Origin of the sequence: Pelomonas sp. SE-A7 (assembly GCF_030345705.1) — a bacterium.
Classification (GTDB): Bacteria; Pseudomonadota; Gammaproteobacteria; order Burkholderiales; family Burkholderiaceae_C; genus JAUASW01.
The window spans coordinates 323,286-345,439 of record NZ_JAUASW010000003.1; the positions used below are offsets into that span (position 1 = coordinate 323,286).

The window sequence follows — 22,154 nt, forward strand, 5'->3', positions numbered from 1 at the left end:
CTCAGACCGCCGTAGGAAAGCCGCGACGCAGCTGCACGGCCTCGGCGACATGGCTGGTTGTGATTGCCTCGCTGCCAGCCAGGTCGGCAATCGTGCGGGCCACGCGCAGCACCCGGTGGTAGCTGCGCGCCGACCAGCCCAGGCTGGCCGCAGCCTTGGTGAGGAAGCGCGCCTCGCTGGCGCCCAGCCCGGCGTGACGGTCCAGCAGCTTGGCTTCCAACCTGGCATTGCTGCATCCCTGCCTTGCTAGGGCGAGCTGGCGAGCTTGAGCGACCCGAGCCGCGACCACGGCGCTGCCCTCGCCATCGCCCGGATACGCCAGCTCGGCCGGCGGCACTGCCGGCACTTCGACGCGCAGGTCGATGCGATCCAGCAGCGGGCCGCTGAGCCGGTTCTGATAACGCATCACCTGCTCGGGGCTGCAGCGGCAGGCTTGCACCAGGCTGCCGTGATGGCCGCAGGGACAGGGGTTCATCGCCGCCACCAGTTGGAAGCGCGCCGGGAATTCGGCCTGTCGCGCCGCCCGGGAGATCAGGATGCGCCCGCTCTCCAGCGGCTCGCGCAAGGCCTCAAGGGCGGGGCGCTGGAACTCGGGCAGCTCGTCGACGAACAGGACGCCATGCTGGGCCAGCGAGATCTCGCCCGGCCGCGGTGGCGAACCGCCGCCGACCAGGGCCACGCCCGAGCAGCTGTGATGAGGCGATCGAAAGGGTCGCTGTCCCCAGCGCCCGCTGTCGAAGGAGCCAGCCAGGCTCAGCACGGCCGCGGACTCCAGCGCCTCCTCGTCGTCCAGTGGCGGCAACAGGCCTGGCAGTCGCTGGGCCAGCATGGACTTGCCACTGCCGGGCGGGCCTATCAGCAGCAGGCTCAACTCGCCCGCCGCGGCGATCTCGAGCGCCCGCTTGGGGCCGGCCTGGCCGCGGATGTCGAGCAGGTCCGGCAGCTGCGGCGGCGCCGCACGAGCAGCGGCCCGTGCTCGCTCCAGGCCTTGCTCGGACTGCGGCAGCAGGCTGGCCACCAGGTCCAGCAAGTGGCCGGCCTGGCGCACGTCCACGCCCTCCACCAGGGTGGCCTCGGCCGCACTGTCCTCGGGCAGCAGGAGCTGGCGCGACGAAGCCTCGCGGCGCAGCGCCAGGGCCATGGCCAGCGCCCCACGCACCGGTCTCAGCTGGCCGGCCAATGAAAGCTCGCCGGCACATTCGAAGCCATCGAGCCGCGCCGGGTCGATCTGCTCGCTGGCCGCCAGGATGCCGAGGGCGATGGGCAGGTCGAAGCGGGCGCCCTCCTTGGGCAGGTCGGCTGGCGCCAGGTTGACAGTACTGGTCGAAGTACTATGAATTTGTGAGAAGAGTACAAGATACCTAGACAAAGCAGAACTCACTCTACCTTGCTCAAGCAGAGTAATCATGAGTACACCTGTAAGCATCTCGGCGGTCTTCAAGCTCCATCAGCGGGCCTACGAAAGAGAACACCCCCTTGTACAAGGCGCCTTCGGGTTAATCGAAGGGTCTTGGATATGGGAAGCGCTGCTTCATGCATCAAGGACATCAAAGCTGAAGGCAAAGTCGAGCAGCGACATCCGGCAGCTGCTAGCGCTACTCGAATGCCTAGCTGAAGACCAAGCTTGGTTGGACCTCGCCAATCTTGAAACCGGCAAGTTGACGCTTGAGGACATCGTTGCAGCATTTGGCGCTTTGGAGGTCGAGATTCAGCGCCAGAAATCTTGGGGAGCGTCTACCCGACACCGCTCGTCTCTCATCGCTCGCAATGTCCTAACGCAGTCGCTCATTTCTGTAGGGTTCCCAAAGGCAGAGGGGCTCCACAACTTCTTTCGCACCCAGTTGCCGCAAGCCCGTTTCAATCGGAGGCAACTTATCAGCGACCAACCTGTCCACATCGAAGGCAAGCCTCAATGGCCCGTAGGCGCGATTCCGCACGAGACGGTTGAGCAACTTCAGCGGGAGACTGCTCTCGCACTTGCAAGCGTAATAGACAAGATAGGTGGTGTCTGCACCCGCATCTTGGATCAGATTGACCTTGCGACGGTCAGATTGCGTGAGCTTTCCAGCCTGGATATCTCTCAGAGCTACATCCACGACATCCTTGTGCATCAACGACGAGATCACGCGCCGCCTTGGATCGAGCATGTGCCAATCAGAGTGCTTGCAGCGGTTTATGTGCAAGTCGTACATGAACATCTCGATGAGGTCGCAGGGCGCAAACCAAAGGAGTTCAACCATTTCGCCCTACAGAGCTATCTCAGCGAGCTCTACGGGCTGCCGAAATCCACACTAGGCCTGACTTTCTTCCCGCTTGGCGTCGGGATGGAGGTCATGGTGGCTTGTTTGCTGGTACTTCAGATTCACACAGCATGGAATGTCAACACCGTACTTGAACTGACCACCGACGGGATCTCTGGGCGCCAAGCACCGTTCCAGATTCAAGGCTTCAAGACTCGCGTGGGCAAATCTTCACCCATCGTCGCAGTCGAACGGAGCGACATAGACGTCATTCGTGCCATCGACTTCCTGATGTGGCGACTGGCCGTGCTGAAGCACCTAGGGTGGGTGAGCCCTGACGAAACTCGCCTTTGGATCTCCGACTCGGTCAAAGACCACCGCCCATTCGTAGGTTGGACGCCTGCACTTTCGGTCTTCCAGAAGAAGCATGGTCTCCCGCACTTCAGTTGGGAACAAGTTCGAATCCAGGTGCTCTGTCTTAGGGGACAGACCGGCGGATTGGAAGCAATGCGGCAGATGGCCCACCACAAGAGCATTCGCACGACAGGTGGATATGCATTTCAATTGATGCTTTACCGCAAGAACGAAGCAATCAACCTAGAGTTTCAGCGGCGACTTGAACGCGAAGTCATCTTCACATTTGAAGGTGGCAAAGATCCAAGAACCGCACTCTTGTGGCCCATTGGCGATGGCACTTCTTGTACTGACCCCACAGCTCCACCTTTCGATGACTACATCGAGGCTGGTGCGTGCTCCGCGAGACAGTGCCACAAAGGAGATGGGTGCATCAACAGACGAGTTGTCATCGATCGAGACCGACTTGAAGAGGCACTTCGCGTCGAGCAGTACTACGAATCAAATTGGGCTCGACTTCTTGGCCAAAACAGGGACGCTTTCGAGGCGTATCACCTGCCCTCAATGATCTTCAATCGCGCCCTGATTCGATTTGTTGAGTCAGGTCGATACGCACACATCGTCCGCGAAGTACGTGGAGCGATCGAGTTGGAGGCAACTCAATGACAAGGCCATTGGAAGCAATAGAGAGCCCCCTTGACGGAACGCGTCCCCCGGCAATCTCGACACGCTCCGATCCCCATCATTCAATCCAAATTGTGGGTGACCAGATCCTGTTGGCGAACCATGCAGCACGTGAAGATGAAGCAGCCAAGTTTGTCCGCTACAAGCTCTCTCACATGATGCTGCCCCCCGTGCCAACGACAGGCGCGCCGGTATCCATTTTGCACAGACCTGATCTGCTTCACGCGCTAGTGGCGTCCTTGCGGGCGTGCGCACAGCGTTCGACACCTGGCAAGTCGACACATCTGCGGCTCACGGCAACTCTTCGCACGCTGATGAAGGTATTTGAGTTCGGATGGCTGCGCGGTCTGTACGCGCTTGGAGACTGGAGCCAAGCAGACTTCGATGAGTTGGCAAGCGAACTCAGCAAAGGAGGATGGACCCGCGCGTTGAACATCGAGGACCGCGCAATCGAGTACTGCAATCGTCACCCACGGGCGGAGGTCGAGGCTCAGATCAGACCCTCACATGCGAGCTCTGGCGGCTACTCCATTAGAGATTCGTTCGCCATTGCAATAGGTACGAACTGTGCTCATCAAGAGCTCGCCGTCGCGAAGGAGATCTTGGTCAAACACTTGGGCCTCCCCCCAAGGTCCAGACAGACTAACAACGTCAAACGGGCAAAGCAGCGCAGCGACATAGCAGGAATTTCGCAGACACACATTCGGCAGGAGATGTCCGCAATGAACTTGCTTGGAGAGTGTCTGGGGAGGTCAGAGGGCCTGTCGTTCATCCCTTTTCCAAACACTGTTCAAGCTTCCAAATTCTACGGTCGAGCAGGCAATCGAACAGGGAATCTTGAACCTCAAATCGTAGCGTCGCTGCTCAGGGAGTCGTTCTGGTGGATTGGTGAAATCTCTGGACTTGTCATCGACCTTTTCAAGGAGCTAATAGGCGAGCTTGAGGCTGCACGCAAATCAGGGACCGACCTCACGACACAACGGATATCCCAGATCATCCAGCACTCTTCATTTACAAGAGCCATTGAAGCGCTCCTTGGTGTTCCCATTGAAACCGTTGGGCTGCGTCATCGCAAAGAGTCTTGGTCGCTATCCAGGGTTCTCTACACGTTGTACTCAGCCTGCTTTGTTGTGATTGCATTCCTCAATGCACGACGTAAAGACGAAATCGAACATCGGAAGATTGGCTTGCACCGACACGCGTTGAAATTGGTGGACAAGAATCTCCGACTGTACGAATGTGAGTTCTACATCGAGAAGACCTACAAGAGCTACACCACCTTCTACGTCGGCAATGCCACACGCGCCGCGATTGAGGTTCTGGAAGTGATGAGCGACCTCGCAAGGGCAATTGATGGTGTGCGGGCTAAGGACCGCACCGTCGTTTCCGATCCTCGCGAGGACAAGCTTTTCCAGCTACCGCGCCCGCTTGTTGGAAATGTCAACGGGGCTCAATGGTTCTCGTTCAATGCAAGTTCGAATGGCTTCGCCAGAGATCTGATCGAGCGAGCGCTTGGGGGTGATTCTGAGCTGCCTGTCCATCCTCACATGTTTCGCAGGGCATATGCATTGATTTACCACTTTCGATTCGAGCTCGGTGACCTGCTCGGCCTAGGACAGCAACTTGGTCACGACGATCTTGAGACAACGCTTGGATATGTGACTGATACGCCTGGCGGCCCACTGACGGAAGCCACAGCCGCTAGCTATGCCCGGAAGCCTCTGCCGCCTTCAGAGATAAGGAAGCAGGAGATTGGCGAAATTGAAGCAGAGATTCAGAGCGTTGGGATCGACCGGGTACGGATCCTCGCCAAAGAAGTGGTTGACGGCACCTTCACAGGCTTCGGGGGATTCGCACGCGTCGTAAGGCGCTTTCACCAAGTCATGAGTCGCAGGATTGACTACGCCGGCCTGGATCGCGAGCGTCAGGCCCAAGTGCTCAGCGAACCGTTTGTCAATCAAGGTCACCTCTTCCGACCAATGAAACATGCGAACTGCGTCGCGTCAGCGATCCGCAAGAGCCGTAGCGCCAATTGCTACAACGTTCGCCTTGAACGCAACGCTCCAGAAAGCGCAAGCGCTACGACATGTGCCGGTTGCGCATTCAGCCACTTCACCAGCGCACACATGAAACTTTGGGAAGATGACGCCAGAGAGTTGGAGGCCGATGCCGCTCGTCTCGGCGAGCACAGCGTGGTCGGCCAGTACTCAAGAAAGCAGTCGACGAACATTCGGCGCGTTCTTGAACTTGCGACAGCTCGTACTGGTGTCTCGGTTGGGCCAGCAAATGCCAAGTAAATCCAGTCGGACACGGTCTGTAGGCTTCAAGCCGGTTGTCGCATTTGCCAACGAGCTTGCTGCGTCCGCCAACATTGAAACCAAGCTTGACACGCTGGAGCAGCTCATTCTTTTGGCCGCGGGATCAGGGGGCCTGAACGCGATTGGCGCGGCGCCGGGAAGCTCTGTACTCAAACTTCTACCTAGATCACTGCGGCAGTTCAATTTGTGGGAATCCAGTGACCTTGCCTCCCTTGGACTATCGGAGCAATGTGAGTTTCATAGCAACGCACAAATAACTTTAAAGCGAAGCGGCCACGTTGGTCGCCTTTCGGCAGCTCTTGATGCGCTGAACAAGGTCCTTGATGTGCCTCCGGCCATTGTCCGACGAGAAGAATCCCTTGCGTCTGTCCGGCGACGGTTGGTCATATCCAACAAGCTCAGAACCATCGCGGAGAAAGAGTTGATCGCATCCAAGAAGTTGAACATCAATCTTCAATCAAAGATTGAGTCCTTCAAGAAGAAGTTGGATGCGTCGGAACGCGAAGCTGCCTCGGCGCGCGAGGCAGCGTCAGCTCGGATCAAGGAGTTGGAGGGGCGAATTCGTGCTCTTGGCAAAGGGCGTGTGATCCCGTTTGGTCGCAAGAGCAAGGACCTCAAGGACTGATCCGGCATGGCTACCGCTCGCGTCCACGTGTCGATCATCCCTGACAAGGGCGGCATAGTCGTCTATGACCTCCACGCTGGACGGATTCTCCATTCGATCACCGACTACTTGGTCTTCCTCTCATACAAGCTGGCCAAGAATTGGTCAACGGTAGAGCAGGCTGGCTGGCGCATTTCGAGGTTCTACTCATTCCTCTTGCTAAATGGTCAGAGCATCTTGGACATCGACGACGCCACTCTTGTGGAGTACCGAAGCCGCGAACTGACATTGGTAAAGAAGGACAGGAGTTTCAGAGGAAGCGATCGGGCTGTCCGAAGTACGGTAAACCAAAAGCTAAGTGCCATCCTGAACTGGATCGCCTGGATGCAATCGCTTGGGCTCGTCTCACAATTCACCATTGGCCCTAGCAACGCGCGTGTCACGGCGTCTTCAGTAGGTCGCCATCGAATGGGACTAGCCCCAATTCCCGGTGACGCGATTAGCTCACCGCTCTATCTGAGTGGGGCGGGCGACGCTGGCTCTGGTCCGTTCGTCTCTGAGAGTATCTACAGAGCGGCTCTGGAACACATTGTTAGGACCGCAAAAAGCGACTACAAGGCTCAGCGCGACTCCCTGTTTTTGGACGTCTCCAGATACGCAGGGTTCCGCCGCGGCTCAACCCACTCTTTGACTATCGATCAGTTCTGCCAAGATCTGCTACTTCGTTGGCAAGAGGACACTTTTTCCGTGACTCCCAAGGTGCAGAAGCTGGGCTACGAGAACTCGTTCGAGATTCCTACCGATTTGGCGCTACGAGTTTCTGATTTCATTGAAGGTCCGCGCAGGGCACTGGTCAAGAGACTAGGCGTTGGGGTCAGCATCACCCGCGATCAAGTCTTCTTGTCTATGCGCACTGGTCGACCCGTTTCCGCTAGATCGATGACGAGCGCATTGCGCCCCGCAATGCGCGCCGCTGGTGGCAAAAAGGGAAAGGTCATCCACGCGATCAGAGGGCTCTTCGCATCGAATGTGGTGCTGGACGAGGCGATTCACCGGAGGGATGCCGGCCTCGATACTTCGACAGTGAGCATTGCGCTGGCAACAGCCTGGAAGCTAGGCCAGAAGGATCCGGATTCGATGGTGCCCTATGTCGCACAGGAGCTATCAAACATTGCTCGCAGGAGCCTTGCAAAGAGGCGGCGCGACGAAGAGTAGGAGCTGCCATCAAGACCATATATCGCGCATTGCGGAGTATGCGTCCGGCCAACCCACCTTGAACCGCCGGTCGACGACGGCCAACATGGTGTCCACCAATCAATGTAGGTGGACACCATGTCAGACGCCAAGTCGGCCGGTCGCCGACGACACGATGCAGACCTGAAGCGCCAAGTCATCGTCGCAGCACGCCCGCGACCTCCTCGGACTACAGCCTCAAGCGCTGGTCGGCACTGACGCGCTACCTCGATGACGGTGGCTTGCCCATCGACAACAACTGGGTGGAGGACCGCATCCGGCCCATTGCGCTTGGCCGGCCGCTTGCGTGCCGGCAAGCGGGCTACGGCCGTAATGAGTCTGGTGCATTCGGCGCGCCTCAACGGACTCGACCCCTACGTCTATCTGAGGGGGCTCTTCAAGAAGAACGCAGTTGTAGCCCGCGCTTGGCTAATGACGAATCGTTAGATCGTCCTTCATCAACATAGTCAGGACACGCATCCTGTCCGTGGCCCTTCCTTCGAGACGTGTGAGAAATTCAAGAGCGTCCTTAATTGGATCGGGCTCTTCATCAATAGCCATTTCCTGAACCCTCAGATCTCTGAGGGCATCGTTCTGAAGCACCTTCAGAAAGTCGACAACAGGCTGCTTGAAAAGCCATCGCGCATTGGCAACGGCCTTCAGAAAGGCCGCAACATCATCTGCCGTTAGGTTCTGGGTACCCTTCAAGATCAACGATACAGCCGCGTCATGCACTGCCAACCGCCTCTCGAACAAGTCCAGCTTGAGCTTGTTCTGCGCTGTCCGCCACTGTCGATATGCGAAGTACCCAGCAATGGCGGCCGCCAAGAGCGCAGCGGAGGGAGTACCGAGTGCCTTCACATATTCGACCCAGATTGGAAGCTCGCCAGCCATAGATACACCACCCACTGAAGTTGTAGGAGCATTCTCGGCGAGACATTTGGCCGTCATCACCTTATGCGTCCTCCAGCTCCTATGAGGCGCGGCGCCCTAGCCTCAACAATGGCACTCACGGCAGCTTGTTGGGGCGAAGAGCATGTACTCAACGCGCACGCCTCGCTCAGTACCAGTGCGGGTTCGCCCGACACCCCATATAAGATGGGTTTCGCAACGGCATCGCCACGCTCCCTGGGCCTGATCCGCTGCCGACTGGACTACCGTGGAAGGAGCTTCGATGTCGCACCTCAGTGCTGAACGTTGGGCCTGTGCCCTCATTCTTGCCCTGGTCTATGGGATGCCCGTACTGGCCAGCGGCCTGGGCGTCGGCCTGCTGCTAAATGGAGAAGTGGTGCGTGGTGCGGTGTCGGTGGCCATTCCCCCTGTTTTTGGGGCGTGGTATCTCTGGGATTCGCGTCACAGCTGGGAGCGGCCCAGCGAGCTGCTTTGGCCGATGACCAAAGCCTGGCTTTGCGGCCTCCCGGTCGGCTTGGTGGCCTGGGGCTTGGCACGACTCGCCCGGACCCTGTGGGCCTAGCGCTAGAGCCTCTCAGGCCGACGGTGCAGTTCGCCAATTCTTCGAGGTGATCCTGCCCGCTCGTAGCAAGGACTGAAGTGGCCTCCGATCAAATCGCTGATTCACTGCTGCAGCAACCGCCAGCCAGCATCAGGCAAGCGGCCCAGTTGTTGCGCGGACTTGGATTCGCATTGCCGGCTATCGAACTGTTGGTCGGCGCTGCGCTCAAGAACTTGCCCGCCCTCGCCCAATCGCTGCGTGGCTTCAACGAGCGGGTCCAGGCGTTCCCCGAAGCGGTGCGAGAAGGAAGCATCGGGCTGGCCAAGCTGGGTTGGTACTACGACCTCGACATCCCTGCTCGCGACTTCTGGGACATCCGCGCCTGGGTCACCGAGGGCAATTCAGAGGCAATTACGCAATACCTGGTCGAGCACTTTGAGCGGCGAGCACCGGACATCGAAGCCGCACTGCTGAGCGCTCATCCGGTGCGCGCCGAGCCCTTGCGCCAGGCGTTCATCGCGGCCGGACAGAATCTGTTTTTTGTGGCAATTCCGACGCTGCTTGCGCAGGCGGATGGCCTGTCGCTGGAAATCCTGGGGGGCAAGCTGTTCAAGAGCGCAAACAAGCAGCCCGAGGCGGCTAAAGGGCTGGCGGACATGGCTCTGGACGATGCATCGCTGAAGTTCTTGGCAACGCTTCAGCAGAACAGCGGCTTCAACGCCGCTGAGCAGTACGCGCACGAGTTCCCAGAGTCACCGAATCGCCATGCGATCTTGCATGGCCGTGACCCTGCATACGGGACTCGTATCAACTATCTGAAGAGCCTTTCGCTGCTGGCCTTCGTTGGCCTTCATGTGCCCAGTGTGCTCAGCGAATCTCGGCAGGCTTGAGGCCCGCGGAGCTCCCTCCGACTGTCTTGCCGGTTGTACCTATTTGGCCGTACGACGTTCGAATCGCAGGTTTCACGCGCACCGGCACGTTCACTTGACGCCATGTAGAAGTCGCAAAAAGGGCCCCGACTGGAGCCCTTGGTCATTCAGTGGTGGCAGAGTCTTTGTGGAGGCGCATGGCTCCACTCCACGTTGGGCAGCCGGCATCGCCCGTCCGGCGGCCTGGAACCTGCGCGGCAGCCCTTGCGCACAGGCAGCACGGCATCCCGCTCATGCACTACCTGGACATCCAGGTCAGGCCGATCTGCCCATTCAAACACCGGCGCGGCGGTGAGCTCAGCTTCCGCCGAGTTCAAGGACCTGCCGCGCGACAAGATGCGCCCCACGGCGCTGAGATAGGGATTCTCAGCGTCATTGGAGGGCGCCAACCCATCTAACCAAACCAGCATCAATGCCTCCAAACGTACACGACCGTCGCAACAAAGAACGTGACGAGGATCGCGCCAAGCGGGTGCTGTTCGACAGCTTCAAGGAGTTCCTTGACCTTCTTGGCATTCGGGAGAGGTAGCTTCATTTTTCGCTCCGCCACCGCGCCGCCGCCGCCCAACCGAAGGTAGCGGCGCGCGGGGTAGGAGGATTGTCACAGCGAACGGGGGATCGATCGCCACCGAAAGTCTTGATTGAGTCACCGACGCCTCCCGTCACAGGCACGGTAGGGCCGGCATGCTTTGCAAAACCAGAATATCCGTCGGCTTTCGCTCAATTGGCATGGGTCGACCGAGGTGCCGAGCTTCTGCGAAAGTTGACTACGGATACGACTTCGCGCATGGCAAATGCCTGAGCCCTCAAACCAGGTCTCTGCTTGAGCCCACGAATCACTAGGCTGCAGGCCAGTCTCCGGACACCTTAGGAAGCCACGTCATGGCGACATTCTTGAGGTCGTCGGGCACGTCGTATTCCTCGTTACGGCAGTCAAACAACACTTTGTCCTTCTGCTGAACTCGTACGAGTGAGAACGCTTCCTCTGGCTTGCGGCTGTTGTCGAAGAAGATCGCCATGTCGGCCAGGGGAGCGGCGTGGCGGATTGCCAGTTGAGTACGGGGAAATCTGCTGACAAGCTTTTCAACGGGCACCGCATGTCCGCCTTGCTGCCGTCTGGTTTGAACGCGTGCCGTCGAAAGACCCGCAGTGGCGAGGCCCACGAACAACAGCACAACGAAGTAGCCTGCCTCTTGCAGCTCAACGATGTCATCTGCCTTGGATTCGTACGTGCCGTCGCCCTTGTCAACCCAATGGGAGAACACTGTCTCAAATGCAAACGGGATCTGCTTTGCCATCACGAGCCGTTTGAACGCTTTGACCCCTTGCTGAGAGAGTTCGTGCCATCTCCCGTCTTCGTCACGTAGACGTTGCGCCCAAGCAGGGAGGCCCTCCTCCCCTCGTTCAGGAAGAATGGACGTTGTCAGGCGGTCCGCATTTATCAGCGGCATCTGCAACCCGTTGACCAGCCGGTCGTACCAGAGCGTCGATTTGCCCGAGCCGTTATGCCCGGCGAGAACAAAGGCCGCAGGGCGGCCCGCAGCTTGCACTGCGCCTTTCAGGAGAACGTCAAGTCCTGGCGCACGTCGACGCTTCACATCGCCTTCCGGGAAATGCGAAAGCGGCCGTCAGCACCAAACTTTCCGACCTCTTGAGTGCCGTCTTCAGCTTCTCGGATCAACATGCTCGAGTCTGCAGGGTGAGCTGAATATGCAAACACCCTCTTCTGATGCGCTGCAGCGTTGCGAAACACGCTGGTTCTCGCAATGCCCGGAGACCGTAGCGCAACGGCTGCCTTGCTGACCAGCGTCGGAGCTTCATCCCCAGGCCGTACCTGCGCTTCCTCGCCCTCATTGAGCATCAGCAAAACGAACCCATCACCAATAGGCAATTTCTTGGCATCGCGGAACTGCGCCACGGAGAGCGACTGCTTCCCTGCCTTAGGTTTATTCATAGCCATATTCAACGGAGTTCTAAATGTTTGAAGCCGCGACAGTGCGCGGACCTCCATCCTACTTCTGCAGCAATCGCTGTGCTCGGACGATGCGATCTCGCAAGCTGGACTGGAATTCCGGATCTTGCTTCCGCTGTTCCACGTGACTAGCAATCGCTGCGCGGATGATTTCTGAGACAGGGCGGTTCTCGACGGTCGCCACTGTTTCCAGCTCCTCCGCTTGCTCTTCCGAGAGGCGGATGGTCATTGCTTTGGGGCTTTTCATAGGAGCAATTCTTGTTGCCGACACCTCGGTTGTCAAGTTGCTTGGTATCTTGGTATCATGCAACCGTGACTTCATGAGGAGACTCACATGGCTACTGAAGAAGTGATGGCCTCCGACAAGGCCCAAGAACACCCGATCCGAATTCAGATCGACCGTGTGCACTACGAAGTGTCAGCATTGGCGATGACGGGCGCTCAACTGCGTGCAGTCCCGCAACCCCCTCAAGGGCCGATCGGCGTAGATCGCGACCTGTTCCTGGTGATTCCAGGCGGAACGGACAACAAGATCGCAGACGACGAAGTGGTGAAGCTCCACAACGGCATGCGATTCTTTACGGCGCCGGCGCAAATCAATCCTGGTCATTTCGACGCAGCGCTCTGAGGAGTTCGGTCATGGCTCTACCCCAGCCCGATGTCGAGTTCCTAGATGCTCGAGGCCTTCCGTATACCGTGACGGAGGAGGCGAACATGACTTGCTTGGTCTTTCACGGCTATGCACTGCCCAAGGGATACAACATCGCTCAGTCCGACCTGCTGATTCGACTCAGCCCAGGGTTCCCTGACGTTCCTCCAGACATGTGGTGGTTCAGCCCTGCGATAGCCCGCGACGACGGCCAAGCCATTCCTGCCACTGAACATGTCGAGAACCATCTTGGACGTGCGTGGCAACGATGGTCGAGGCACCTCGGGCCAGGTCAATGGCGCTCAGGGACTGACGACGTGCAGACGTATCTGGCGATGATTGCGCGCGAACTTCAGCGCACCACGGTCAAAGAGGCGGTGGCATGACAATCACGCTTGTCATTCCCGAGGCAGTCTCACGACTGCTGGCAGACGCAGTGATCCAGCCGTTGGAAACGGCGGGGGTCCTCTTGGCCCAGGTGGTAATTGTCGGAGGCGAGCACATCCGACTCCTAGCTCGCGAGTACCACCCTGTCGCAGACAGTGCCTATTTGCGTCGCGAGGTTGACGGACTCACCATCGATTCTGCTGGGTATGTCCCCGCTCTGGCGCGAGCAGAGGAGCTGGGCGCGATGGCGATTTGGCTGCATACGCACCCCGGGTCAGGAGCCAATCCGCATCCCAGCTTGCATGATGTGAAAGTTGATTCGTTGCTGGCAGAACCTTTTCGCCTGCGTTCTGGAAGCGACTTTTATGGCGCTCTGATACTTAGCCCGACGGACAACGGTTTTTGCTTCACCGGCCATATGGAGTCGGAGGGGCGCCAGGCCCAATCAATTGATCGCATTTGGGTGGTTGGCGATCGCTTCGCTTTGACCTCGAGCGTTGCCCGTCAAGCTGGTGACACCCTCGAGATGTTCGATCGCAATGTCCGCGCGTTCGGTGCCGCTGTTCAGAACACGTTGTCGAACCTGACGATCGGGATCGTCGGCTGCGGTGGAACGGGCTCGGCTGTTGCCGAGCAGTTGGTACGTCTTGGGGTGAGGAACTTTGTCCTCCTAGATCCCGACACCCTTTCCGAATCGAATCTCACGCGCGTTATTGGATCTACGGTCGGCGATGTAGGGCGTCTCAAGGTCGACGTGATTTCCGACCATCTGAAGACCATTGCACCTGATGCGCAGTGCAAGCCCATCGCAAGCATGTTGACCATCAATGCTGCGGCTCAGCAATTGCTTTGTTGCGACGTAGTTTTTGGATGCAGCGATGACAACGCGGGGCGTCTGATTCTGTCTAGGCTGCCAACCTATTTGCTTACACCGGTTATCGATTGTGGCGTGCTGCTGTCGAGCGATTCATCGAATCAGCTGACCGGCATCCATGGAAGGGTCACGACAGTTGTTCCCGGTCAAGCTTGTCTGCTTTGCAGAGACCGTATTGACGTCGCACGCGCCGCTGCGGAGATGATGACGCCAGAAGAGCGCCGACGACTGGAGAACGAAGGCTATGCCCCGGCGCTAGGGCGGATTGAACCTGCAGTCGTGACGTTCACCTCAATGGTGGCCGCAACGGCTGTGAGCGAACTTCTTGAACGGCTGATTGGGTATGGGCCTGAGCCGCGTCCAACAGAGGTGCTGCTTCGGTGCCATGACCGCGAGATTTCCACCAACATCGCTACGCCTCGGCTCCGGCACTATTGCCATCCTCAGTCCAATGTCATTGGACGAGGGATGACCGAACCGTTTCTGGACATGGCGTGGCCCAAATGAACTTTTCCTGGAAAGAGTGGCTTCCTTGGCGTCGATGGCGAGTGGGCTTGGTCGTCGAAGCTGCGGACGAGGTGCCCGACAAGCTGCCGCCGCGGTTAGCTGTTCTAGTCGGCAGCCGGCCGATGCCCAAGTGGGTTGCCTTTGACTGCCCGTGTGGCGAAGGGCACCGCATCATGGTGACGCTGGACCCGAACCGCCGTCCCCACTGGCGCCTTAGCGGTACAGAAAGGCTCTCTTTATGGCCCAGCATTGACGCTTGGCGAGGTAAGAAGCGTTGCCACTACGTGGTTAGAGACGGCAAGATCTTTTGGACATAGGCAGGGAGATAGTCATGGAACAGCCTCAGCAGTTGGAAGCCGGCGGTGACGGGGGCGTTGCGAAGGTCGATGGCGAACCTTCAAACTTACCGAGCGTTGCGGGTATCCCTCTGAGCCGCGGCGTTGCGAGCAAGCCGCTGAGCAAGACGCCTGCATTCCACGCCATGCATGCGATGCGATACAAGAGACAGGAGTTCATCAACGAGATTGAGAAGCTGACCGGCAATAAGCTGATTTGCTACCTCGGAGGTCATCATGGAGAAATTGGTCGCGATGACGCTGTCTTCTTTGGCGACCTGCTCCATAACATTCCGTCCGGTCACCCAATAGATCTGATGCTGCAGACTCCGGGCGGGGACATTGATGCGGCTGAGAAGCTCATTAGCATGGTGCGCAACAGAGTTGGCAGCGCCAAGCTGCGAGTCGTAGTGCCAGACTACGCAAAGAGTGCAGGCACCCTAATTGCACTGGGCGCCGACGTTGTGGTGATGAGTGACAGCTCCGAACTGGGGCCGATTGATCCACAGGTCGTGATGATCGATTCAAGCGGGAATCGCGTCACGACGTCCATCCACAGCTATCTAGAGGCATTTCGCGAGCACAGCGATGCACTTCGTAGAGACCCAGCTGATCCTGTAGCAAAGCTCATGCTGGGCAAGATGGATCCCACAAAATTCAAGCATTTCGACATGGTCATGCGTCGTGCACGCACGATTGCTGAAGATCTACTCAAGCAAGGGATGCTGCGATCAAGAACTGGTTCAGCAGGGGCGTCATTTACATCTATCGCAACAGCATTGTTGGACCCCAACCGTTGGCCTTCGCATGGTCAGATGATTTGCGCAGAGGACGCCATTGAGATTGGCCTAACGGTCGATCGGCGGAACCCTGAAGATCCCGAGTGGCAAATGTTTTGGCAGCTGTATTGCTATCAGCGACTCGATCTGAATGCGACTACGAAGTTTTTTGAGTCGAGCTGCGCCAGTCTGGCATGCGACTCGGCAGCCTGACAGCATTCCTATCGGCGACTCATTTCTCAAGATTTGGACGACCGCCTTTGACCATCGGGGAGCTTGTCGCGTTCAATCCCGCCAAGTACATCGAGAGACGAGGGCAGTGCAGGTAAAGGCTATCTACGCAAGGCACAGCAGGCATTCGTACCTCAGCCTAGCTTGAAGCAAGCTCAATCACGCAGCGTTTGACGTTGACGTACACCTTGTCGCCGGCCTTTAGCGTTGAATCAGACGCGACGGGTAATGCGACGAACTTGCCTAGCCGCCCACTACGAAGACCAACTTTTGCAACCCGGCGGTCATCCTTCTCGCTGTTCGTCTCGCATTGCCGGGATGTGGTAGTGGACAGTTCGATTGCTGGGCCGATTGCCTGGATCCATCCCATTCGCCAGCCGTCCTCTGAAGGATATTTGCCTTCATAAACGGTGGCGCATCCGACCAAGGAACCAAGCAGGGGTATCAAGCAGAGGAACCGGATCTTCAGACCATGGGATCGATTCATGTCCATCTCCTCAATCAAGCCAACTGCAGAGGTCCCTCATGCTTGTGCGACAGGGCTGCTATTCCGGCTTGTAGGCCAAGAGCCGCAACGCGTTCACGACAACCAAAAGCGTCGATCCCTCATGAAAAATCACCGCGGTCCCGATGTTCAAGCCGAAGATCGTCGCGGGAATGAGCACGGCCACCACCCCGAGGCTCACCCACAGGTTCTGCTTGATAACACGGCTGGTGCTCCTGGAGAGCCCGACGGCAAAGGGCAGCTTTGCCAAGTCGTCCGCCATCAAGGCGACGTCGGCCGTTTCCAGCGCCACATCTGAGCCAGCAGCCCCCATCGCGATGCCAACGGTCGCGTTGGCCATGGCAGGCGCGTCATTGACGCCATCGCCCACCATTGCAACCTTCCCGTGCTGTGCGCGCAGCTTCTTGATCTCCTCGACCTTCTGGTCAGGCATCAAGTCTCCACGCGCTTCCGTCAGCCCCACTGTCTGGGCAACAGCATCGGCGACCTTCTGGTTGTCCCCGGAGATCATGATGAGCCGCTCAATGCCAAGCTTGCGCAGGCTCTCTGTCACCTGCTTGGCACCAGGACGCGGCGTGTCCATCACGCCCAGCACGCCCAGGAAGCGACCACCTTTTCGGATGACCATGGTCGTGCGACCGTCATTGACGAATCGTTGATTGATCTCCTCGACGTCAGGCGGCATTGCTGCATCTGGCAGCTCTGTGAACAGCACGGGCTTGCCGATGTAGGCCGTTTCGCCGCCGATCTGCGCCTGAACGCCTCGCCCGGTGATGCTCTTCACCTCAGAGGCTTGGAGCAAAGCCGCACTGCCCAGCCGCTCCCGCGCTCCGGCGACGATGGCCGAAGCCAAAGGATGATCGCTGTGCTCCTCGACAGCCAGCGCGACAGACAGCAGCTCCTCTTCGGTGGCTCCACTCGCGACGGCCACGTCGGTCAGCTTCGGTCGTCCCTCCGTGAGCGTCCCGGTCTTGTCGAACGCGATTGACGTCAAGGTCCCCAGGTTCTCCAAAGGCCCGCCGCCCTTGACGAGGACGCCTCCTCGCGCGGCACGCGCCACCCCACTCAGAACCGCGCTGGGCACCGAGATGGCCAGCGCGCAAGGGCTGGCCGCTACCAGCACCGCCATCGCGCGGTAGAAGGTCGCTGAGAAGGGTTCGTCGACGACCAGGCCCGCAAACATCAGCAGGCCGACCAGCGCCAGCACGGAGGGAACGAAGATGCGCTCGAACTTCTCTGTGAACTGCTGGGTCGGTGAACGCTGTGCCTCCGCTTCCGTGACCATCTTGACCACCCGAGCCATGGTGGACTGATCTGACTTGCGCGCGACCATCACCTCGATGGCACCGGCTCCATTGATCGTCCCGGCAAAGACCCGGTTCTCTGGCGGCAGTCGTTCAAAGCCTTCGATTGCAGCCTTTCCGTTCTCCACAGGCCGCTTGTCGACGGGGACACTTTCTCCCGTCACCGGCGCCTGATTGACGCTGGAGGTGCCAACGACCACAACGCCGTCGGCAGGCAGACGCTCATTGGGCTTCACGACCACCACGTCGCCGACCTGCAGTTGCTCAAGGCCAACCACTTCGGTCGAGGTGCCGCGGCGGACCGTCGCGGTCTCTGGCGCCAGCTTGGCCAAGGCCTCGATGGCGCGTTTCGCACGCCCCATCGCGTATTGCTCCAACGAGTGCCCCAGGCTGAACAAGAAGAGCAGCAGCGCGCCTTCTCCCCACTCGCCCAAGGCTGCTGCGCCACCTGCTGCCACCAGCATCAAGGTGTCGATCTCGAAACGCCGCGCCCGTAGGTTCTCGAGAGCCTCCTTTACCGTGAAGTAGCCGCCGAAGAAGTAGGACGCGACGTAGCAAGCGGTCGAAAACCACTTGGGCAGCAGATCATTCCGGCCGCATAGCCAACCGATGAGCAAAAGAGATCCGGCTAGCGCCGCGAAGATGAGTTCGGACTTTTCACCGAAAGGCCCGCCATGGTTGTGCCCGTCCTCACCGGCGCCATGATCCTTGTGATCGTGGCCTTCATGGCTGCCCTTGTGGTCATGGTCGTGACCATGCTCATCGTCAGCGTGGCTTTCGTCATTCGCCGCTTCGGGCCTGGCAGTCGACTTTCCTACGGTGCCGACAGTCGCGCCCAATGCGTTGAGCCTTCGATGCATGTCGGCAAGATCGATCTCTCTTCGGTCGTACTCGATGCGCATGGCGCCTGAGGCCGACACTTCAGCTTCGATCACACCGGGCAATTTCCTCAATTCGTTGGCAATGCGCTCCGCCGCGCGGGCGTGCATCGGTGTGGCGACGGTGCCCACGAAATGGGCGAACTTGCCCGTGATCTCGAGTCCAGCGGACATCACCAGCTCCCGCAGTCGGGCGACCGAGATCACCTCGGGGTCGTAATGCACGCAAAGCTGAGGCTTGCCCTCGTCAACGCCAACAACATGGGCGTCTGCAATGCCAGGTCGCCCCATCAGTCGTTCCGTCAGACGCGCTACACAGGCGTCTCCCGCATCAGGAACATCTGGCAGCAGCAGGGGCAGATCCAGGCGCAAATTCTGAGATTGACTCATAGTGAATTCACCTTGTTCAAAGGTAGAGGGCTATCGCTTCTTCCTGTTCCGGTGTCGCCGTCTTGCGTTCCGAATCCTTCGCATTCCTTGCAGTCTCCGCGCCCGTCTGTTTCGCAGATGGGTCCAGCTCGCATAGGCGAAGAACGCCGCGGTCAGCGCGGCGAACGCAATCAAGCAGCCGAGGAGGTAGTCGGCGATAGCGCATTGGTCAGTACAAAGGCGGACGAGGCTCAAGATCGATCCCCCCGTTCCTTGTGTTCAGTGGAGCAAAGCTGTGCATCGCAATCCTTGTGATGGAAGCGGGCTGCCTGGCACGTATGCTTGCAGCCCGCCGTTCATCAATGCATGGCCAATTTCTCTTCGGGAACTGCGGACTCCTCTTCAGTGCTGGCTTCTGCGTCATCGCGCCTGTGCGCCCAGCGATAGAGGATGGGCAGGACCAGCAAGGTCAGCGCCGTGGACGACAAGATGCCGCCGATGACCACGGTTGCCAGAGGCCGTTGCACTTCGGCGCCCGTGCCGGTGGCCAAAGCCATCGGCACAAAGCCGAGCGATGCCACCAGCGCCGTCATCAACACGGGGCGAAGTCGGGTCAACGCACCCTCGCTCACAGCCTCGTCCACCGAGCGGCCTTCCTCGCGCAGGCTGCGGATGAAGGACAGCATCACCAAGCCGTTCAGCACCGCAACCCCGGAAAGCGCGATGAAGCCAACCGCGGCCGAGATCGACAGAGGAATTCCTCGCATCCACAGCGCCAGCACGCCGCCCGTCAGGGCGAACGGGATGCCGGTGAACACCAGCAAGCCATCCTTCGCGTTGCCGAACATCGCAAACAGCAGCACGAACACCATCAAGAGCGACAGGGGCACGACGATCTGCAGCCGCTGGGTCGCGGACTGCAGTTGTTCGAAGGTGCCACCCCAGGTGGTCCAGTAGCCGGTCGGTACCTTGATCTTCTGATCGATGGCCGCTTGCGCGTCGGTCACGAAGGAGCCCAGGTCTCGGCCAGTCACGTTCGCACTGACGACGATGCGCCGCTTGCCGTTCTCGCGGGACACCTGGTTGGGACCAGGCGCCAGTTCCAAGGAGGCAACTTCGGACAACGGCACGTAGCTGACCCGCCCTTCAGCACTTCCCTTGGGCAGGGGCACCGGCAGGCGGCGCAAGGCCTCCATGTTCTCGCGCTGAGCATCCGGGAGCCGGACCAACATCTGGAAGCGACGGTCGCCTTGGAAGAAGGTACCCGCCTCGCGGCCGCCGATGGCTGTGGCCACGGCATCCTGCACATCGGTCATGTTCAGGCCGTAGCGCGTTGCCTTGGACCGGTCGATGTTGACCGTGAGCATTGGCAAGCCCGTGGTCTGCTCGACCTTGACCTCGGTGGCGCCAGGTACTGCCTGAAGGACCTGGGCAATCTTGCCGGCGGTCTCGTTCAGCACCTCGTTGTCGTCACCGAAGACCTTCACCGCCACATCGGAGCGAACGCCGGATATCAGCTCATTGAAGCGCAGCTGGATGGGCTGAGAGAACTCGTAGTTGTTGCCCGGCACGTTGTCGGCTTCCTCCCGGATGGCAGCCAGCAGCTCATCTCGCGTCTTGCGCGGAGTCGGCCACTGGTCCATCGGCTTGAGCATGATGTAGCCGTCCGAGATGTTGGGCGGCATCGGGTCGGCAGCAATCTCCGCCGTGCCGGTCCGAGCAAATATTCGCTCGATCTCAGGGAACTTGGCCTTGAGATGGGATTCGAGCTGCTTCTGCATCTCGATGGACTGGGTCAAGCTCGTCCCAGGAATGCGCAAGGCCTGGATGGCAAAGTCGCCTTCGTTCAGGTTGGGCACAAACTCTGAGCCCAGCTTGGTCGCCACCGCGCCGCAGAAGACCACCAGGACCGCAGCGGCGGTCAACACGACAGGCGCATTGCCCAGCGAGCTGGCCAGCAGCGGCTTGTAGCGGCGCTCCGCCCACTGCATCAGGCGGTTCTCCTTCTCGGACACGCGATTGCCCATGAACAGCGCCACGGCAGCCGGCACGAAGGTCACCGACAGCAGCATGGCGCCGAGCAGTGCCAGCAGCACGGTGTAGGCCATCGGATGGAACATCTTCCCTTCGACGCCCGTGAGCGCCAGGATCGGGATGTAGACCACCATGATGATGAGCTGCCCGAACAGCAGCGGGCGACGAGCCTCGCGGGCAGCAGCGAACACTTCATGGAAGCGTTCGTTCCGAGTCTGGGCGCGTCCTCTGTGCTCCTGCGCGTGCGCCAGGCGGCGTACGCAGTTCTCGACGATCACGACAGCACCGTCCACGATGATGCCGAAGTCCAGGGCGCCGAGGCTCATCAGGTTGGCGCTGATGCCCGCTTTCACCATGCCAGTGAAGGTGAACAGCATGGACAGCGGGATCACCATGGCGGTGATGAGAGCCGCGCGGATGTTTCCGAGGAACAGGAACAGGACAGCCACGACCAAGGCCGCGCCTTCGATCAGGTTCTTCTGGACTGTGCGGACTGCCTTATCGACCAAGGTCGTGCGGTCGTAGACCGTCACGGCCTTCACGCCAGCCGGCAGGGTCTTGTTGATGGCATCCATCTGCTTGTCGACGGCGCGGGACACCGAGCGGCTGTTTTCACCCATCAGCATGAAGACGGTGCCGAGCACGACTTCCTTGCCGTTCTCGGTCGCCGCGCCAGTGCGCAGCTCCCGGCCCAGCTCCACGTCGCCGATGTCTCGGACGCGGATCGGCTGCCCTTGCGCGGTGCCGATGATGATGTCGCGCATGTCGTCCATGGACTGGACCTGGCCAGGCGCGCGAACGAGGTACTGCTCGCCCTTGCGCTCGATGTAGCCGGCGCCTTGGCTGGAGTTGTTCTTCTCCAGCGCATTGACGACGTCCGCCAGGCTCAGGCCGTAAGCAGAGAGCCGCTCCAAGTTGGGAGCAACCACGTACTGCTTCTCAAAGCCGCCGATGGAGTTGATCTCCGTGACGCCCTTGACGTTGCGCAGCTGAGGCTTGATGACCCAGTCCTGGACCTCGCGCAGATCCGCCGGCGTGTAGGGCGAGCCGTCAGCCTTCTTAGCCCCGGGCTCGGCCTCCACGGTCCACAGGTAGATCTCTCCCAAACCGGTCGAGATTGGTCCCATGGCGGGGGCAATGCCTGCAGGGAGTCGATCCCGAGCTTCCTGGATACGCTGATTGACCAGCTGGCGGGCAAAGTAGATGTCGGTGCCATCTTTGAAGATGACCGTCACCTGCGACAAGCCGTAGCGGGACAGCGAGCGTGTCTGCTCCAGGCCGGGCAAGCCGGCCATCACGGTCTCGATTGGGAAGGTGATGCGCTGCTCGGTCTCAAGCGGCGAGTAGCCAGCGGCCTGGGTGTTGACCACCACCTGCACGTTGGAGATGTCGGCGACGGCGTCGACGGGCAGCTTGGTATAGCTGAACAAGCCCAGCCCGGCGATGCCGAGCACGGCGAGCATGACCAGCCAGCGCTGCTCGATGCAGAAGCGAATAAGTCTTTCAAACATGGAT

The 22,154-nt window shown here is 59.4% G+C and carries 19 protein-coding genes and 1 pseudogene; 12 read left to right on the forward strand and 8 right to left on the reverse strand.

All coding sequences use genetic code 11. The annotated features are described in order from the left end of the window. Position 1: 1 nt before the first annotated feature. Positions 2 to 1,381, reverse strand: a complete 1,380-nt coding sequence (locus tag QT382_RS19435) for a YifB family Mg chelatase-like AAA ATPase (RefSeq protein ID WP_502929928.1) — start codon at positions 1,379 to 1,381, stop codon at positions 2 to 4. A 25-nt stretch (positions 1,382 to 1,406) separates the two neighbouring features. Here QT382_RS19435 and QT382_RS19440 point away from each other — a divergent pair, with 25 nt between their 5' ends. The 5 genes and pseudogenes from QT382_RS19440 to QT382_RS19460 all read left to right on the forward strand — a co-directional run. Beyond that, entirely contained in the window at positions 1,407 to 3,260 is a 1,854-nt protein-coding gene (locus tag QT382_RS19440; protein WP_289255781.1) for a hypothetical protein, read from the forward strand. Positions 3,261 to 3,352: 92 nt separating this feature from the next. Beyond that, complete coding sequence (locus QT382_RS19445; RefSeq protein ID WP_289255782.1) at positions 3,353 to 5,575, forward strand: site-specific integrase; 2,223 nt, start codon at positions 3,353 to 3,355, stop codon at positions 5,573 to 5,575. Then, positions 5,565 to 6,221 (forward strand): hypothetical protein, encoded by a 657-nt coding sequence (locus QT382_RS19450; RefSeq protein WP_289255783.1) that lies wholly within the window; start codon positions 5,565 to 5,567, stop codon positions 6,219 to 6,221. The genes QT382_RS19445 and QT382_RS19450 overlap by 11 nt, the downstream gene beginning before the upstream one ends. Positions 6,222 to 6,227: 6 nt before the next feature. Beyond that, positions 6,228 to 7,415 (forward strand): site-specific integrase, encoded by a 1,188-nt coding sequence (locus tag QT382_RS19455; protein WP_289255784.1) that lies wholly within the window; start codon positions 6,228 to 6,230, stop codon positions 7,413 to 7,415. Between the two features lie 185 nt (positions 7,416 to 7,600). Next, positions 7,601 to 7,880: pseudogene (locus QT382_RS19460) on the forward strand (IS66 family transposase); the annotation flags it as partial. Here QT382_RS19460 and QT382_RS19465 read toward each other — a convergent pair. Beyond that, on the reverse strand, positions 7,863 to 8,387 hold the full coding sequence (locus QT382_RS19465) for a hypothetical protein (protein WP_289255785.1): 525 nt from the start codon (positions 8,385 to 8,387) through the stop codon (positions 7,863 to 7,865). The pseudogene QT382_RS19460 and the gene QT382_RS19465 overlap by 18 nt on opposite strands. Positions 8,388 to 8,607: 220 nt before the next feature. Between QT382_RS19465 and QT382_RS19470 the strand changes: the two genes are divergently transcribed. Together QT382_RS19470 and QT382_RS19475 are read left to right on the forward strand one after the other, a co-directional pair. Further along, positions 8,608 to 8,907 (forward strand): hypothetical protein, encoded by a 300-nt coding sequence (locus QT382_RS19470; protein WP_289255786.1) that lies wholly within the window; start codon positions 8,608 to 8,610, stop codon positions 8,905 to 8,907. Positions 8,908 to 8,984: 77 nt separating this feature from the next. Next, positions 8,985 to 9,776, forward strand: a complete 792-nt coding sequence (locus tag QT382_RS19475) for a hypothetical protein (protein WP_289255787.1) — start codon at positions 8,985 to 8,987, stop codon at positions 9,774 to 9,776. A gap of 878 nt (positions 9,777 to 10,654) precedes the next feature. On the opposite strand, the gene QT382_RS19480 is transcribed toward QT382_RS19475, so the two are convergent. Genes QT382_RS19480 through QT382_RS19490 form a run of 3 tightly spaced genes read right to left on the reverse strand, consistent with a single transcriptional unit; the run spans position 10,655 to position 12,034 of the window. After that, positions 10,655 to 11,413 (reverse strand): toxin, encoded by a 759-nt coding sequence (locus QT382_RS19480; RefSeq protein WP_289255788.1) that lies wholly within the window; start codon positions 11,411 to 11,413, stop codon positions 10,655 to 10,657. Next, positions 11,410 to 11,769: a hypothetical protein gene (locus tag QT382_RS19485; RefSeq protein ID WP_289255789.1), complete on the reverse strand. Its 360-nt coding sequence runs from the start codon at positions 11,767 to 11,769 to the stop codon at positions 11,410 to 11,412. Before QT382_RS19485 ends, QT382_RS19480 begins: the two co-directional genes overlap by 4 nt. A 58-nt stretch (positions 11,770 to 11,827) precedes the next feature. Then, positions 11,828 to 12,034, reverse strand: coding sequence for a ribbon-helix-helix protein, CopG family (locus QT382_RS19490; RefSeq protein ID WP_289255790.1), 207 nt, complete (start codon positions 12,032 to 12,034; stop codon positions 11,828 to 11,830). 87 nt (positions 12,035 to 12,121) lie between these two features. Here QT382_RS19490 and QT382_RS19495 point away from each other — a divergent pair, with 87 nt between their 5' ends. From QT382_RS19495 to QT382_RS19510, 5 genes are read left to right on the forward strand one after another with little or no spacing between them, the layout of a single operon-like run. Beyond that, positions 12,122 to 12,415: a multiubiquitin domain-containing protein gene (locus tag QT382_RS19495; protein WP_289255791.1), complete on the forward strand. Its 294-nt coding sequence runs from the start codon at positions 12,122 to 12,124 to the stop codon at positions 12,413 to 12,415. 11 nt (positions 12,416 to 12,426) lie between these two features. Continuing rightward, a complete protein-coding gene (locus tag QT382_RS19500) occupies positions 12,427 to 12,822 on the forward strand; it encodes an E2/UBC family protein (protein ID WP_289255792.1) in 396 nt (131 codons plus the stop codon). Next, positions 12,819 to 14,204 carry a HesA/MoeB/ThiF family protein gene (locus QT382_RS19505; protein ID WP_289255793.1) on the forward strand — a complete coding sequence of 462 codons (1,386 nt, stop codon included), beginning with the start codon at positions 12,819 to 12,821 and terminating at the stop codon, positions 14,202 to 14,204. The genes QT382_RS19500 and QT382_RS19505 overlap by 4 nt, the downstream gene beginning before the upstream one ends. Next, on the forward strand, positions 14,201 to 14,521 hold the full coding sequence (locus QT382_RS21130; RefSeq protein ID WP_502929929.1) for a ubiquitination-like system serine protease family protein: 321 nt from the start codon (positions 14,201 to 14,203) through the stop codon (positions 14,519 to 14,521). Before QT382_RS19505 ends, QT382_RS21130 begins: the two co-directional genes overlap by 4 nt. 14 nt (positions 14,522 to 14,535) lie before the next feature. Next, complete coding sequence (locus QT382_RS19510; protein ID WP_289255794.1) at positions 14,536 to 15,531, forward strand: SDH family Clp fold serine proteinase; 996 nt, start codon at positions 14,536 to 14,538, stop codon at positions 15,529 to 15,531. 157 nt (positions 15,532 to 15,688) lie between these two features. Here the strand turns inward: QT382_RS19510 and QT382_RS19515 are convergent, their stop codons facing one another. The 3 genes from QT382_RS19515 to QT382_RS19525 form a co-directional block, all read right to left on the reverse strand. Further along, positions 15,689 to 16,036 (reverse strand): hypothetical protein, encoded by a 348-nt coding sequence (locus QT382_RS19515; RefSeq protein WP_289255795.1) that lies wholly within the window; start codon positions 16,034 to 16,036, stop codon positions 15,689 to 15,691. Positions 16,037 to 16,094: 58 nt separating this feature from the next. Next, positions 16,095 to 18,626: a heavy metal translocating P-type ATPase gene (locus tag QT382_RS19520; RefSeq protein WP_289255796.1), complete on the reverse strand. Its 2,532-nt coding sequence runs from the start codon at positions 18,624 to 18,626 to the stop codon at positions 16,095 to 16,097. Between the two features lie 338 nt (positions 18,627 to 18,964). After that, entirely contained in the window at positions 18,965 to 22,150 is a 3,186-nt protein-coding gene (locus QT382_RS19525; RefSeq protein ID WP_289255797.1) for a CusA/CzcA family heavy metal efflux RND transporter, read from the reverse strand. Positions 22,151 to 22,154 lie beyond the last annotated feature (4 nt).

Coding starts and splice junctions, on each gene's coding strand:
- QT382_RS19440 (WP_289255781.1), top strand. CDS start 1,407: ATGAGTACACCTGTAAGCATCTCGGCGGTCTTCAAGCTCCATCAGCGG.
- QT382_RS19450 (WP_289255783.1), top strand. CDS start 5,565: ATGCCAAGTAAATCCAGTCGGACACGGTCTGTAGGCTTCAAGCCGGTT.
- QT382_RS19455 (WP_289255784.1), top strand. CDS start 6,228: ATGGCTACCGCTCGCGTCCACGTGTCGATCATCCCTGACAAGGGCGGC.
- QT382_RS19470 (WP_289255786.1), top strand. CDS start 8,608: ATGTCGCACCTCAGTGCTGAACGTTGGGCCTGTGCCCTCATTCTTGCC.
- QT382_RS19485 (WP_289255789.1), bottom strand. CDS start 11,769: ATGAATAAACCTAAGGCAGGGAAGCAGTCGCTCTCCGTGGCGCAGTTC.
- QT382_RS19490 (WP_289255790.1), bottom strand. CDS start 12,034: ATGAAAAGCCCCAAAGCAATGACCATCCGCCTCTCGGAAGAGCAAGCG.
- QT382_RS19495 (WP_289255791.1), top strand. CDS start 12,122: ATGGCTACTGAAGAAGTGATGGCCTCCGACAAGGCCCAAGAACACCCG.
- QT382_RS19500 (WP_289255792.1), top strand. CDS start 12,427: ATGGCTCTACCCCAGCCCGATGTCGAGTTCCTAGATGCTCGAGGCCTT.
- QT382_RS19505 (WP_289255793.1), top strand. CDS start 12,819: ATGACAATCACGCTTGTCATTCCCGAGGCAGTCTCACGACTGCTGGCA.
- QT382_RS21130 (WP_502929929.1), top strand. CDS start 14,201: ATGAACTTTTCCTGGAAAGAGTGGCTTCCTTGGCGTCGATGGCGAGTG.
- QT382_RS19510 (WP_289255794.1), top strand. CDS start 14,536: ATGGAACAGCCTCAGCAGTTGGAAGCCGGCGGTGACGGGGGCGTTGCG.
- QT382_RS19515 (WP_289255795.1), bottom strand. CDS start 16,036: ATGAATCGATCCCATGGTCTGAAGATCCGGTTCCTCTGCTTGATACCC.
- QT382_RS19520 (WP_289255796.1), bottom strand. CDS start 18,626: ATGAGTCAATCTCAGAATTTGCGCCTGGATCTGCCCCTGCTGCTGCCA.
- QT382_RS19525 (WP_289255797.1), bottom strand. CDS start 22,150: ATGTTTGAAAGACTTATTCGCTTCTGCATCGAGCAGCGCTGGCTGGTC.